This window comes from Plesiomonas sp. ISS29, assembly GCF_056522795.1.
This window is the reverse complement of the sequence record NZ_JAWRZQ010000001.1, coordinates 2,505,633-2,520,390: the sequence shown is the minus strand read 5'-3', so window position 1 is coordinate 2,520,390 and position 14,758 is coordinate 2,505,633. Positions and strand designations below refer to the sequence as shown.

General features: G+C 44.0%; 13 protein-coding genes. 3 read left to right on the top strand and 10 right to left on the bottom strand.

From position 1 onward, the window contains the following. Window positions 1–219: 219 nt before the first annotated feature. Window positions 220–1,599, top strand: coding sequence for an L-cystine transporter (locus tag AC1HDJ_RS11250; protein ID WP_479535896.1), 1,380 nt, complete (start codon window positions 220–222; stop codon window positions 1,597–1,599). 131 nt (window positions 1,600–1,730) lie between these two features. Then, window positions 1,731–2,423, top strand: coding sequence for a DUF2076 domain-containing protein (locus tag AC1HDJ_RS11245; RefSeq protein ID WP_479535895.1), 693 nt, complete (start codon window positions 1,731–1,733; stop codon window positions 2,421–2,423). 195 nt (window positions 2,424–2,618) lie between these two features. On the opposite strand, the gene AC1HDJ_RS11240 is transcribed toward AC1HDJ_RS11245, so the two are convergent. Beyond that, window positions 2,619–3,581, bottom strand: a complete 963-nt coding sequence (locus tag AC1HDJ_RS11240) for a TerC family protein (RefSeq protein ID WP_479535894.1) — start codon at window positions 3,579–3,581, stop codon at window positions 2,619–2,621. A gap of 564 nt (window positions 3,582–4,145) precedes the next feature. Continuing rightward, window positions 4,146–5,615 (bottom strand): cardiolipin synthase, encoded by a 1,470-nt coding sequence (gene cls / locus AC1HDJ_RS11235; RefSeq protein WP_479535893.1) that lies wholly within the window; start codon window positions 5,613–5,615, stop codon window positions 4,146–4,148. A gap of 153 nt (window positions 5,616–5,768) precedes the next feature. Between cls and AC1HDJ_RS11230 the strand changes: the two genes are divergently transcribed. Next, complete coding sequence (locus tag AC1HDJ_RS11230; RefSeq protein ID WP_479535892.1) at window positions 5,769–6,485, top strand: TIGR01621 family pseudouridine synthase; 717 nt, start codon at window positions 5,769–5,771, stop codon at window positions 6,483–6,485. 129 nt (window positions 6,486–6,614) lie between these two features. On the opposite strand, the gene gspS2 is transcribed toward AC1HDJ_RS11230, so the two are convergent. From gspS2 to AC1HDJ_RS11190, 8 genes are all read right to left on the bottom strand, one after another. Beyond that, a complete protein-coding gene (gene gspS2, locus AC1HDJ_RS11225; RefSeq protein WP_438630266.1) occupies window positions 6,615–6,998 on the bottom strand; it encodes a type II secretion system pilot lipoprotein GspS-beta in 384 nt (127 codons plus the stop codon). A gap of 205 nt (window positions 6,999–7,203) precedes the next feature. Continuing rightward, complete coding sequence (locus AC1HDJ_RS11220; RefSeq protein ID WP_479535891.1) at window positions 7,204–7,506, bottom strand: YciI family protein; 303 nt, start codon at window positions 7,504–7,506, stop codon at window positions 7,204–7,206. A gap of 321 nt (window positions 7,507–7,827) precedes the next feature. Beyond that, entirely contained in the window at window positions 7,828–8,172 is a 345-nt protein-coding gene (locus tag AC1HDJ_RS11215) for an HdeA/HdeB family chaperone (RefSeq protein WP_479535890.1), read from the bottom strand. Window positions 8,173–8,487: 315 nt separating this feature from the next. Continuing rightward, window positions 8,488–8,655: a hypothetical protein gene (locus AC1HDJ_RS11210; protein WP_479535889.1), complete on the bottom strand. Its 168-nt coding sequence runs from the start codon at window positions 8,653–8,655 to the stop codon at window positions 8,488–8,490. A 178-nt stretch (window positions 8,656–8,833) separates the two neighbouring features. After that, the gene (locus tag AC1HDJ_RS11205) at window positions 8,834–10,474 is read right to left on the bottom strand and encodes an ABC transporter ATP-binding protein (RefSeq protein WP_479537115.1); all 1,641 of its coding nucleotides are present in this window, start codon (window positions 10,472–10,474) and stop codon (window positions 8,834–8,836) included. A gap of 2 nt (window positions 10,475–10,476) precedes the next feature. Then, window positions 10,477–11,505, bottom strand: a complete 1,029-nt coding sequence (locus AC1HDJ_RS11200) for an ABC transporter permease (RefSeq protein WP_479535888.1) — start codon at window positions 11,503–11,505, stop codon at window positions 10,477–10,479. Further along, a complete protein-coding gene (locus tag AC1HDJ_RS11195; RefSeq protein WP_479535887.1) occupies window positions 11,505–12,599 on the bottom strand; it encodes a microcin C ABC transporter permease YejB in 1,095 nt (364 codons plus the stop codon). Before AC1HDJ_RS11195 ends, AC1HDJ_RS11200 begins: the two co-directional genes overlap by 1 nt. Before the next feature lie 119 nt (window positions 12,600–12,718). Then, the gene (locus tag AC1HDJ_RS11190; protein ID WP_479535886.1) at window positions 12,719–14,632 is read right to left on the bottom strand and encodes an extracellular solute-binding protein; all 1,914 of its coding nucleotides are present in this window, start codon (window positions 14,630–14,632) and stop codon (window positions 12,719–12,721) included. Window positions 14,633–14,758: the final 126 nt, after the last annotated feature.

Here is a 14,758-nt window from a genome sequence, read left to right as displayed (position 1 = left end):
TGTGCATACATGTGTAAAACATTATCTGACGTGATCTCTGTCTAAAATAAAAAAAAACGCTCTTTTTTACTGAGTGCAATCATCGTAATTTCCTTTATGCTTTTTTTAGATATGCATTGAAATTAATGAACTTTCCATTTGTTTTATGTTCAGCGATGATAGCTATGTGATTATTTTATTATAAATAAAAAATCAGGTTAATCCTGTATTGAGGGTGGTATGAGTTTTGTTGTATTAGGTAATATTGCCATTTTTTTAGTGGCAGCTTTGCTGCTAGCGCGCTATCAACGTAGTGGGATCAGCCTTTCAAGAGCCGTATTTGTCGGCCTTGTGGTGGGTATCGGCTTTGGTTCGTTATTACAGTTTTTCTTCCACCATACAGATTCTGTTGTTAAAGAGACGCTAGATTGGTTAAATATTGCCGGTAATGGCTATGTAAACTTGCTGCAAATGATTGTTATGCCGCTGGTTTTTGTCTCTATTTTATCTGCAGTGACCAAACTGAGTGATGCAAGCTCATTAGGGCGAATCAGCTTTTCAGTATTACTGATGCTGATGCTGACAACTGCAATTGCTGCTGCAATTGGTATTTGTGTAACAGAACTCTTTGGTTTATCGGCAGAAGGGCTGACACAGGGTGCGCGTGAACTGGCTCGTGGCGAAATGATGATCTCAAAAAGTAGTGAGATTGCCAGCCTGACATTCCCGCAAATGTTGGTCTCTTTTATTCCGACCAACCCGTTTGCTGATTTAGCCGGTGCTCGATCAACTTCAATTATCAGTGTTGTTGTATTCTCAGCATTTTTAGGTGTGGCGACGTTGAAACTGAAGGCTGAAAAGCCAGAAGTAGGCGAAAAAATCACGGCTGCCATTGATACACTGCAAACACTGATTATGCGTTTAGTGCGCATGGTGATCCGTTTAACCCCTTATGGCGTGATGGCGCTGATGACCAAAGTTGTGGCAACATCCAACATGCACGATATTATTAACTTATTGGGCTTTATGGTTGCTTCGTATGTGGCTATTGGTCTGATGTTTGTTGTGCACGGTATTTTCCTGTTCTTTGCTGGGGTTAACCCATTACGTTATTACCGTAAAGTATTGCCTGTGCTGACTTTTGCTTTTACCTCGCGTTCAAGTGCTGCAACTATCCCACTGAACGTAGAAGCTCAGATTGATAAGTTAGGCGTGCCTTCTACCATTGCAAACTTTGCCGCATCATTTGGTGCAACAATTGGGCAAAATGGTTGTGCCGGTATTTATCCGGCAATGCTGGCGGTGATGATTGCACCGACAGTCGGCATTAACCCGTTAGACCCTTCTTTCCTTGCAACGCTGATTGCGGTAGTTACGTTAAGTTCGTTCGGTGTGGCCGGTGTCGGTGGTGGCGCAACATTCGCCGCAATCATTGTGCTTTCAACCATGAATTTACCGATTGCGTTAGCCGGCTTTCTGATCTCCATTGAGCCGTTGATTGATATGGCAAGAACTGCCTTGAACGTGAACGGTGCAATGACAGCCGGTATGGTCTCGAGCCGAGTGCTGGGGCAAACTGATATGGATGTATTCCGCAGTGAAGAAGACGCTGCTTCCTAGCATACGGCCAGATAATTTACGCGAAAGAGTAATAAGTTATGTAAAACGCCACTGATGAGTGGCGTTTTTTTTCGTTTAGCAGTACTACTATCAACAGTTTTGGTGATGATGAAACTGTTGGAGTATAGGGTATGACACCGCAAGAACAGAACATGATTGAGGGTGTAGCTGATCGTTTACGTAATCATACATTGAGCCGTAAAGACCCTGCAGCAGAAGCATTAATCAGTGAGCAAATTGCAATGCAGCCTGATGCTTTGTATCGCTTAACACAGAGTAATATTTTACAAGAGGTAGCGTTAACAGAGGCTAAAAGCAAGGTTACTTACCTTGAAGATCAATTAAAAGCGTATCGTGAACAAGGAGTGATGGAGAGAATGCGTGGGGCAACACCGGTTGTTGAACAACCCGCTCCACAATATCAACCCTCTATGTTTGGTGGTTTTATGAAAACCGCAGCGGCAATGACAACCGGTGTTGTGGCTGGGAATCTGATTTCAGATGCGCTAAGTGGTTTGTTCTCTTCACGTGATGAGGGAATGAATGCGATGAATATTGATCAGCAACCTGCTGTTGTTGAGAATATCACCAATAACTTTATTGACCCGGCAAATACCGCTGGGTTAACGTCTGATGATTCGAATGATTTTCTGGCTAATTCCGATGCATTAACCGCCATGAGCAATACGGATAATGATAATCCGTTTGGTCTGGACAATGATATTGTTGATCCACAAGATGATAATGGTTTTTTGGATAGCAGCAGTAATGATGATGACAATGACTTTTTTGATGACGATGACGACAATAATGGCCTGTTCTAATAGGATGATAGTCGCTATTGTTTAATATAAATATCATTGTATGGCATGATTTGATATTGAGTGATCACTCATCAGAGATAAAAAATCCCCGTTGATTCAATCAAAGGGGATTTTTATTATGCAAGTGCTAGAGGTATAAAATGTGATTAACGTATTTGTTATTAACTACGTTCTACACGTGGTAATAGTGGTCTATTACTCTTTAGCTTTTCCTTCACGAGCACTGTAAACCAAGCTGGCAATAACCGATGTGGCTAAAATAGCAGCAACAATACCCAGTGACAGTAATACTGGCAGTTTTATCCACTCAATAATCAGCATTTTTGTACCGATAAAGACTAATATTACGGCTAGGCCATATTTTAATAGTGCAAATCGGTCAGCAAAATCAGCTAATAAGAAGTACATTGCACGTAGCCCCATAATCGCAAAGATATTTGAGGTTAAGACAATAAAAGGGTCTGTGGTAACGGCAAAGATGGCCGGAATACTATCTACCGCAAAAATGACATCGCTGATTTCAACCAGTATTAAGGCTAAAAACATCGGGGTAGCAAAGCGTACACCGTTACGTACGGTAAAGAATTTTTCGCCGTCGAGTTCGTGTGTTACCGAGAAGTTTTTCTTGACCCATACCAGTAGCGGGTTTTTATCAAAATTCCCTTCATCATCACTGCTTTTAAGCATTTTAATACCAGTAAGTACCAAAAATGCGCCGAACAGATAGAGGATCCAGTGGAACTGAGTGATTAACCAACTGCCGGCAAAAATCATACCGGTACGTAAAATTATCGCGCCCAGTACACCGTAGAGCAGCACACGGCGTTGTAATTCGGCAGGGATGGCAAAATAGCCAAAAATCATCAGCCAGACGAAAACGTTATCAACCGCCAGTGCTTTTTCGATCACATAACCGGTTAAGAACTCGAGTGATTTTTGGTTTGCAATTTCTCGGCCCAGATTAAGATCAAGGTAATACCAAATGCCGAGGTTGAATAGCATAGCAACAGATATCCAGATCACAGACCAGATAGCTGCTTCTTTTAACGATACTTTGTGGTTTTTACCACCTTTGAGGACGAGAAGATCAACGAGCAGTAACCCGATAACCAGCACGAAGAATGCTACCCACATCCAACTATTGCCGATACTTTCCATATTAGTAAACTCCTAAAAACAAAAAAACCAAGTCCATAAGGCTTGGTCATCTTTTTTTAGGATGGACTTTGCCTTACGGCAAGGTCTCACTTACAACATCTGTTGCCTGAGTACCGGGTGCAATAAAACACCGTAATGACGATAGCTCAGCAATGAAGTTACTCCCCTTGTGCTTGAATTATAAGGTTTAGGTGATATTTCTTCCAGCACTATTTATTATATACAACGCATTATAGAGATAGTGTGGCTATTTTAGGTTTTATTTTATTCGCTACCACAACCACAGCCACAATCAGGTTTACTGCGCTTATAAAGATTATATCCAAATAGTAGCACAATAAATAATCCTGAAATGGTTATCGGCCAGCCAAAATAGAGGCCACTGATGCCAGAGATAATCATTAGTACCGCGATCAATATAACCCGAGTGCTTAGTGTCATCATTCACCTTTATATTTATCACATAAGACATTCATCATATAAATATATAATTATGATAATACGAATTATTCTTGATTACGAGCTGTTCTTACCCGTTATGTTCCTTTTGAAAGAATGGTGCTATCAGAGCAGTGGGGTAAAGAAGTAAAACATCTTCTCGGTGATTTTATGCAGCAACGGGCGCTGAGCCCACTGGTTGATATTGAGCAGGGTAGAGCGGGCGATGTAGTCATCCTGCACAATACCTAGCCGTTCACCAAAATTGGTATCATCAATAGCAATGGTGACTTCAAAATTGAGCCACATGCTGCGGATATCTAAGTTTACCGTACCAACAAGGCTAAGATGATCGTCAATGAGCAGGCTTTTGGCATGCAGTAAACCATCTTCAAATTGGTGAATTCTGACTCCAGCGATGAGTAATTCGTCAAAAAATGCTCGGCTTGCCCAGCCGACCATCAGAGAATCATTGTGTTTAGGCAGTACAATATCAATTTGTACACCGCGTGAAGCGGTTGAGCATAATGCCAGCATCAGGCTGTCATCAGGGATAAAATAGGGTGTTGTCATCACGATACGTTTACGGGCAGAGAATATAGCCGTAGACAGTGCTTGTGGTAACAGATCTTTGGGGAATCCCGGCCCTGAGGCTAATACCTGTACGGCGTGTGCATTATCTTGTGTGATGGGCAGCAGCGGGCAGCTGGGCAGAGAAGGAAGGTGACGCTCACCGGTTTCAACTTCCCAATCCCATGCATAAATGCAGTTTAGTGCTGATGCGGCCGGCCCTTCAATGCGTACCATCATATCAACCCACTGACCAACTCCAGCATCTTGCTTAAAGAAGTGCGGGTCAACCATGTTCATGCTGCCGGTATAGGCAATGGCGTTATCGATAATAATTATTTTACGATGCTGACGAAGATCCATTCTGCGCAGAAAAACCCGTAGCGGGTTGACGTGCAGAGCCTCTATTAATGTGATGTTGGCAGTACGAAATAGGCGTGGATATTGGCTACGAAAGAATTTTACACTGCCGACTGAGTCAAGCATCACGCGGCATTTTACTCCCCGTTTAGCAGCATCAAGCAGTGCATTTACAACGTTATCAACCAGCCCACCATTGCTCCAGATATAAAATACGATTGAAATGGTGTGGGTGGCTAAAGAGATATCGTGGGTGATAGCCTTTAAAATATCATTGGGTGTGGTAAATAAATTGAGCTGATTACCATTGATACAGGGGGTTTTTAACCGGCGTCTGCATAAGTTAAATAGGGGGGCCGCCGTATGGCTGGATTTTAAATTGACCAGTTGATCACACTGGCTGAGTTTATTAAACCAGTCTGAAAACGGTTTCCACATTGCCTGTGAGCGGGCTGCTCGCCGTGAACCAAGATAAAGTTCACCAAACAGTAAATAGGCAACAATACCCAATAATGGAAAAATATAGATAACCAGCAGCCATGCCATAGAAACTGCAACGGTACGGCGTTTCATTAATACCCTAAAGGTCACGCCAGCAACGAGCGCCCAGTAGCTAAAAATAAGTATCCAGTCGACGATATTAATTATGTCAGAAAAATATTTCATCCTACGCCAGCTTTGTCTTTTTTTTCAGTAGTTTAAGTATTTATACGGTTTGGTGAAACTATTCTGACTGTATAAATTATGTGAATTTGTTACTTCTGAATTTTTATCTGTATACGACAGGAGTATAATTTACCTACTATCTGTGGGGTATTCATGTTTTCTATCGTTTTTCAACACCTTGATTTTATTGTTCTTAATAAGCCAGCGGGTATCAGCGTACACCGTGATGATGAGGTTGTGGGGTTAACTACACAAGTCGCACAACAGTTAGGCGTTGATCGGGTGTGGCTGGTGCACCGCTTGGATAAAATGACATCAGGCCTTCTTATCTTAGCATTGAATGCCTCGGCAGCCGCAGTGTTATCCGGTCTTTTTGCTCGGCGTCAGGTTGAGAAGTTCTATATTGCGATCTCAGATAAGCAACCGCAGCGTAAACAGGGGAAAGTTGCTGGGGATATGCAGCGCTCTCGGCGCAGTAGCTGGAAACTGATCACTTCCCAGCATAATCCTGCGGTTACGCAATTTTTTAGTGCCGGTACGGGAACAGGAAAACGTCTGTTTATTGTGAAGCCGGCAACAGGGAAAACCCATCAGATCCGTGTGGCATTGAAAAGTATTGGTGCGGCTATTTTAGGTGATCCGCTGTATGCGCAGAGTACGGCTGATCGTGGCTATTTACATGCATGGCAACTGCGCTTTACCTATCAAGATGAGTGCTATGTGATCAGTGCTCTGCCTGAGAGTGGTGAGTGGTTTTTACATACTGCAGTACTTGCGCAATTAGCACAGTGGCAAGCGCCGTGGGATCTGCCTTGGCCATCAGTGTCACTGCCTGAATGGGAAGTGCTAATCGATGATCTGGAAGATTAAACGTTACAACCTTATCCTAATTTTATCGGCAATATTGTTCTGATTTTTGCTGTTTGATCGCCTATTTTCTTAGTGTATTTGTGATTCACGGGTATTGATATTAATTTATCAGTACCCGCGGTGTTGCTGCTATGGGCAGCTATTATTATCAAGTGCTAGTTGACCGACCGGTTGGCTTTGCAGATTATTCACTGTGATTGCGTAGGTGACACCTTTTGTCAGTAAATGACGGATTTCAGGGCTGCTGCACATCTGCATTTTATATGCGCCTAGAAACTGGCTGGGTGATTGGTCCTGCGGCTTTTGTTGATTATCCTGTATAAAAATCAGCTTAATATTGCTGACTAATTTGTTGGCAACCACCAGTGTGTAGCCGTCTGATTGCATCGGCAGATATTTAGTCAGCTTATTAACCTGCATGGCGGCAAGATCTTCAGCCTCACGTTGTGACTGTGATGCGGCGCATCCGGCAAGAGCTAAAATAATGAGTGAACAGCAGAGTCGACGTAACATGGGCGGTTAATCACCTATATAAGAGCGTGTTAATATAGCGGTTATGCCGACAGAGATGTTACCGCGTCGGCAGACAAAGTATTGTGAGTATACGATACATACAAGGTTATAGCATGACCGTGGTGTCATCAAAACAGTAAACGCATAACCCCTATTTATTGGTTGTTGATGTTTGCGTTAGCTGTAGATTCTGCGCTTTCAATGCTTATTCTGGCAAAACTTTATGAAACGGTTTTACGGTAACGCGTTGGTACACTCCGGCTACCGTGTAGGGATCAGTATCAGCCCACTGTATTGCACTGGCTAAATCATCAAATTCAGCAATGACTGTTGAGCCGCTATAACCGGCATTTCCTGGGTCCTGCTGGTCTATTGCTGGGTTAGGCCCAGCTACGAAAAGCCGACCACTCTGTTGCAGTAGCTGTAATCTGGCAAGGTGTTGCGGGCGAACCGCAAGGCGTTTCTCCAGACTATCGGGAGCATCTTCAGCAAAAATAACATAAAGCATAATAGATCCTTCATCGGGAAAAATAATGATTTTTAGCCTGCATAGTGCTGTATACAGCGAACATAATGGTTTCTATAACATGCTTTAATAACACAGATGAAGTGGTTTATTGTGATGTATTGCTATTTTATTGTCACGGTGTGATTTAAACCGTGAGATGACAGTGAATGAATTTATTTATTCAGGGAAAGAAGGGAAAGAAGATAAAAAAGCAGATAGGTGTACAGATGATACCTATCTGCTTTTTTTCGGTTATTTTCGGCATTGCTAGTTTCGGATGAGAGAAATAAACAGTGAGAATTAGTTAGCCAATCTCAATTTTTATTTTGCAGCAGCTTGACGCAGTTCTGCGGCCTTTTCATGGATTTTGGTTTTCATGGTGCTGATTTTTTGCTGCGGATTTTTTTGGCACTCTTGAATAATCATCGGTGTGATAGAGCCGACAACTTGTGAATCAACATAATCACCATTTTTATAATCGGTATCAGCATTTGCTACCCAAAATGCCATCGGCGTTTGAGCTTGCGGATTAAGCAACAGAAAATCTTTACAGGTCATATCTTGTGGCGCAGGCATTGCAGGTGCAGTGGGTGTGGTGGCAGCGAAAGAGGCACCTGAAAAACACAGTGCAGCAAATGCAACACTTAGCATAGTTTTCTTGTTCATTGTTTGATCCCTTAGCGTATAAGTTAACAGCAAAATGTTAATGAGAGCTGATGAATTAAACAATAACGCTAAAGGTTCATACCAGCAATGCGATAAAAGATAACAAAAGATGTTCTTTGTATAGGGTTATTGCTGTGGGTAATAATCTTATGCAGAGGGCATTAAAATGGATAAATACAAAGCATAAATAAAAAGAGACAAGCGGAGTCAAAGTGCAGTACAGGCAAACCAAAACCAGTAATGAGTAAAAAACCGGTAAGACAGAGGCAGTATGCTGAAAACCTATACTGCCGTTCACAAATTCAAGAACAAGGATTAGCGGTTATCTTCACTTGCCGTTTTAGTCTCAGTGTTTGCTGGCAACTCTGATGTAGATGCTGGCGTTGGGTTTGCGGATGAATTTGCTTTTGGCGGATGGACAAAACCATGGCGCACGCGTGAAGCGGTAGGACGGCTGCGATGATAAGCGGGTAATGGGGTCATAAGTTCCTCCGGTTCACGATAATTGCGTTGCATTTTAGCAACATAATTAAGTCTACTCTTGTGCGAAGGGCTTTTGAATGGGCTTGCCACAAAATAGTGTGAAATCTTTAACAGCTTTTAAAAATAAACAAAATCGCCTGAGTTTCAGGGTGTATTCGTTCTCTTTTTTTCTTTCAGCTCAGAGAGTCGTGCTGTGGGCTGCCTGAATCAGCATCTGGGTATAGGCTTGTTTGGGATGCGTAAACAAAGCTTCAGTTTCACCCTCTTCGATAACACTTCCCTCTTTAAGTACCAAAACTCGGTGGCACAGTGATCTGACCACAGTTAAATCGTGGCTGATAAAAAGATAAGAGAGTGAGTGGGTACGTTGTAGCTGTTTTAATAAGTCAAGGATCTGAGCTTGCACGGTTCGGTCGAGCGATGAGGTGGGTTCATCTAAAATCAGCAGCTCAGGCTTGAGGATTAAGGCTCTGGCTATGGCGATCCGCTGGCGTTGTCCGCCGGAAAACTCAAAAGCATAGCGGTGTCGGGTTGCCGGGTCTAAGCCTACCTCTTGCATAATTGCAATAACACTGGCCTCACAGGTTTGAGCGCTAGGGTTGGTGTGCAGTTTAAACCCTTCGGCAATAATCTCACCAACTGGCATACGCGGGCTGAGTGCTGAAAATGGGTCTTGAAAGATTATTTGGATTCGTGAACGGTAAGGCAACATCTGTTTTCGGTTAAGTGTATTGAGTACATGATTATCAAACTCAATATTTCCTTGTGCTTCAATCAGGCGCAATAGTGCTAGGCCGCAGGTACTTTTGCCAGAGCCACTCTCGCCAACTAACCCTAAGCTCTCACCTTTGCGTAGCGTAAAACTGATGTTATTTACTGCTTTTACATGATCAACGGTACGCTTGAAAAAGCCTTTTTTTATCGGAAACCAGACCCGCAAATCGGCAACACGCAGCAATTCTGGGCTGTGTAAGGCTAGCGGGATAGGTTTTCCGCGTGGTTCGGCATTAATTAATTGCTGGGTATAGGGGTGTTTGGGAGTCGAAAACAGTGCTGCGGTAGCAGCGGTTTCTACTATATGCCCGTGGCGCATTACGGCAACACGATTTGCCAGTGATTTTACGATATTCAGATCGTGCGTGATAAACAGCATCGCCATATTCAGATCGCGTTGTAACTGTTTTAGCAGGCCAAGGATCTGAGCCTGTACTGAGACATCGAGTGCCGTGGTTGGCTCATCTGCTATCAGCAGGTCAGGTTCATTAATCAGTGCCATCGCAATCATAATACGCTGGCGTTCGCCGCCTGAAAGCTGGTGGGGGAATGCCGATAGCTTTTTCTCTGGATGCCGTATTCCGACTTTGTGCAACCATGTCAGAATCAGTGTATCGGCTTGTGTGCCGCTGATGCCTTGATGGATATCGAGTGACTCAGCTAATTGTTGTTGTACCGTATGCAGCGGATTGAGCGAAACCATGGGCTCTTGAAATATCATACCAATTTTATTGCCCCGCAGCCCGCGCAGTTGTTGTTCAGCGCTGTGTAGCAGATTATTCCCGGCATAGGTGATATCACCTTTTGGGTAGTGCACATTGTCAGGGTGCAGTTGCAAAATTGAGAGTGCGGTGACCGATTTTCCCGACCCGCTTTCACCTACAAGGGCGAGTGTTTCCCCCCGCATAATGGTGAGCGAAATATTATGCACCAGCGTGGTATCAATTTTCCCCTGCCTGACATTGATTTGCAGATTGCGTATCTCAATGAGGGGATCGGTGGCTGATGGTTGATTAGCTTGCATTACATGGCTGTGGTTATCCATCATCAATACGCCTTTTGAGGGTCATAGGCATCGCGCAATGCTTCACCAATAAAGACCAGTAAAGAGAGTAACAGGGATAACACCACAAAAGCGGAGATCCCAAGCCATGGGGCTTGTAAATTGGCTTTACCTTGCGCTAATAACTCACCTAAAGAGGGAGAACCTAAGGGTAAGCCAAAACCAAGAAAATCGAGCGAAGTGAGCGTGGTAACAGAGCTGCTGAGAATAAAGGGCAGAAATGTGAGTGTGGCTACCATGGCATTCGGCAGGATATGCCGCCACATAATCAGATGATCGGGGATACCCATTGCATGTGCCGCGCGGATATAGTCAAAATTTCTGGCCCGTAAAAACTCGGCTCGAATAACCCCGACAAGGCTCATCCAACCAAACAGCACGGTAATGCCAAGTAGCCACCAAAAGTTGGGTTCAACAATGCTAGATAAAATAATCAGCAAAAAGAGGGTCGGCATGCCTGACCAGACCTCAATAAAACGCTGCCCGAGTAGGTCTATCTTCCCGCCATAATAGCCTTGTACCGCACCCGCAATAATACCGATAATGCTTGAAAGAAGTGTTAATGAGAACCCGAATAAGATTGAAATGCGCAAGCCATAAATTAAACGTGCAAGAACATCACGCCCTTTATCATCAGTGCCTAACCAGTTGATCTCGGTTGGCGCAGAAGGTGCGGCTGTTTGCAGATTGTAATTGATGGTGTTGTAGCTAAAACGGATTAGTGGCCACAGCATCCAGCCATGTTGTTCTATTTTTTCACTGATGTAGGGGTCACGGTAGTCGGTTTCTGTTTCAAAATCACCGCCAAAGGTGGTTTCGGTATAATGGGTAAATACCGGGGTATATAGATCCCCATGATAGTAAACCAACAGCGGTTTATCGTTGGCGATAAATTCAGCCCCAAGGCTGATGATAAATATCAGCATAAACAGCCATAACGACCAGTAACCGCGCTTATTGGCGCAAAAACGTTGCCAGCGTTGCTGTGCTACTGGCGTGGTAAATCGTGCCATTATTTGCGCGCCTCAAAGTCAATCCTAGGGTCTACAGCGGTATACGTAATATCACTTAAAATACCCAGCAGCAGACCAAGCAGTGTGAACATGTAAAGCGTGCCAAACATCACCGGATAGTCGCGCTGCATGGTAGCTTCAAAGCCCAGTAATCCCAAACCTTCAAGGGAAAACATCACTTCTATCAGCATTGAACCGGTAAAAAACATGCTGATAAATGCGGCGGGGAAGCCGGCAATAATGAGTAGCATGGCATTACGAAAGACATGTTTATACAGCACTTTTTTTTCTGATAAGCCCTTTGCCCGAGCAGTGGTGACATATTGTTTGCGAATTTCATCAAGAAATGAGTTTTTGGTCAGCATGGTCAGTGTGGCAAAACCGCCAATAACAGTGGCGGCAATGGGCAGTGCCATATGCCAGAAGTAGTCGGCTATTTTTCCATACCATGAGAGTGAGTCAAAGTTTTGTGAAACCAATCCGCGCAGGGGAAACCAATCAAAATAACTGCCGCCGGCGAATAACACAATCAGCAAAATGGCAAACAAAAAACCGGGAATAGCATTACCAATAATAACCAGACTGCTGCTCCAAATATCAAATGCTGAACCGTGACGTACCGCTTTTTTAATACCCAGAGGGATTGAGACAAAATAGATAATTAGCGTACTCCACAAACCAATAGAGATAGAGACAGGTAATCTATCAATAATAAGTTGTGTAACAGAGCTGCCTTTAAACAGACTATCACCAAAGTCAAAACGCAGATAATCCCACAGCATGGTAAAGTAGCGCTCATGCAGCGGTTTATCAAAGCCAAAACGTGTTTTAATTGCCGCAACCACTTCCGGGTCTAAACCGCGTGAACCGCGATAAGGGCTCTCTTGTGAACTGTTGGGCTTAATGGCTTTGACTTCAGCGCCGGCGTTACCGTTAAAGCGGCCAAGTACATCGGCATCTTGTAGTTGAATGGCGGCAATAGCCTGATCAACCGGCCCGCCGGGGGCAACTTGTACAATAAAAAAGTTTACGGTAATAATCGCCCATAGCGTCGGGATAATTAACAGTAATCGCCGCAATAAGTAAGTTGCCATATTGCTTTTCCCTGCCTTGTTATTTGCTACCTAGCAGGCTGAATTAACGGCCAGTAAGGTGTTTAAATGCTTATTTATTGTTAGGCGTGATAAAAATGTGCTGTGTCATCATCACCGGTTTACTGGCGCTGTGCCGGTAGTTTCATGGCTTTATTTACATCAACCCACCATGTATCAAACCCCAGCGCATACTCTGGCCGCATTTCAGGTTTATCAAACTTATCCCAGTAGGCGACTCGAAAATTACTCATGTGCCACTGTGGAATAACAAACATATTCCATTGTAGGATACGATCCAGCACATGCCCTAATGCCAGTAAGCGCTTCGGATCACGCTGGGAGCGGTCAATATCTTCTGTTAAGGTATCAATAACGTGGTCGGTGACACCGGCTAAGTTATAGGTGGAATCAATATATTTGCTATTCCATGCCAGCTTCAGATCGGGGCTCGGGTAGGCTGATGCAGAGTATCCGCTGGCAATCATATCAAAATCACGTTTACGTAAACGGTTGATATATTGTGAGGTATCAACCACACGGACATTCATCGTAATGCCCAAACGCGCTAAATTCTGCTTTAACGGTGCGGCAATTCGCTCGTTCGTGCTGTTATAAGTCAGCAGTTCAAATTCAAAAGGCTGGCCGGTTGTGGTATTCACCAGTTTGCGGTTATTAATTTTCCAGCCCGATTGTTCGAGCAGTTGCATAGCTTTGCGCAGGTTAGGGCGGTTATTACCCGATCCATCAGAGCTGACCGGCTGATATTCGGTGGTGAAGATCTCTTGCGGAACACGGCCTCTGTACGGCGAGAGAATAGCCAGCTCATCTTCTGACGGTAAACCTTTTGCTTCGTAGGCCGTGTTTTGAAAATAGCTGCGGGTTCGGCTGTATTGGCTGTAAAACATGGTTTTATTGAGCCACTCAAAATCAAAGGCCAAGTTAATGGCTTCGCGTACATTACGCTGGCTAAACAGCGGTTTTTGCGTATTAAAAACCAGCCCCTGCATACCTTGTGGAATTTTATGGGGGATAGTATCGCGCAGAATATAGCCTTTATTGAAATTAGGGCCGGTATACAAGGTGGCCCAGTATTTTGCCACGCTCTCTTCACGAAAATCGTACTCACCGGCTTTGAACGCTTCGAGTGCTACTGTGTCATCACGGTAGTAGTCATAACGAATGCTGTTGAAGTTAAAGCGCCCGCGGTTAACCGGCAGGTTGGCGGCCCAGTAGTCGGGTTGCAGCTGGTAAGTGACTGACTGACCAAGGGTAAATTGGCTGATAGTATAAGGCCCGCTACCCACTGGTGGCGTTGTCAGCGGCTCAGCCAGATTACGGTTTTCCCAGTAATGCTTGGGAAGAATTTTTAATCCGCCAATCAGGCTAAGCAGCAAGGCGCGATCAGGTTGTTTTAAGTTAAAGCGAACAGTGAGTGGTGAAATAGCTTCAACACTACTGACATTTTGGTAGTAGGTTTTAAACTGCGGCACGCCTTGCTGCATAAATTTATAAAATGAGAACACCACATCTTCAGCACGAATCGGTTGGTTATCATGAAAACGGGCATTCGGATTGATGCGTACTTCCATCCACGCGAAGTTGTTGGGGTAACGCGCCACTTCGGCAATTAGTGGGTAGTAACTCTCTATTTCATCGGCAGAAGGGGTAAACAGTGTATCGTAGAGGGTATCGGTATCTACGGCGGCTACACCGCGCTGGGCAAACCGGTTAAAGTTATCAAATGTGCCGATAGCATGCAGGGTAACATTGCCGCCTTTAGGGGCAGCGGCATTGACGTAATCAAACTGGGTGAATTCAGCGGCATATTTTGGTGAACCTATTGCTGAAAAAGCATAGCCATCATTAATTTCTGCGCTGATGTCAGTATTGTTTTTTGTTTTTTCAGTGTGTTGAGTATGCGTGGTATTTACGGTGAGGGAGTGCTGTGTTTGTGTTGCAGAATAGACTGAAAATGCGCTGCATACAGAAAATGCAGACAGCGCAGCGATACAGACTTGGCGGATAAAACGCATTTCAGTCACTCCTTTCGCTATAGTTTCTCATCATGCATGTGCATAAGATTTTATAACGAAAAAAGCGGGCTATATCTTTTGAAGATCATGCTGAAGATTATCTTGATAATGATGTTAACTACCATT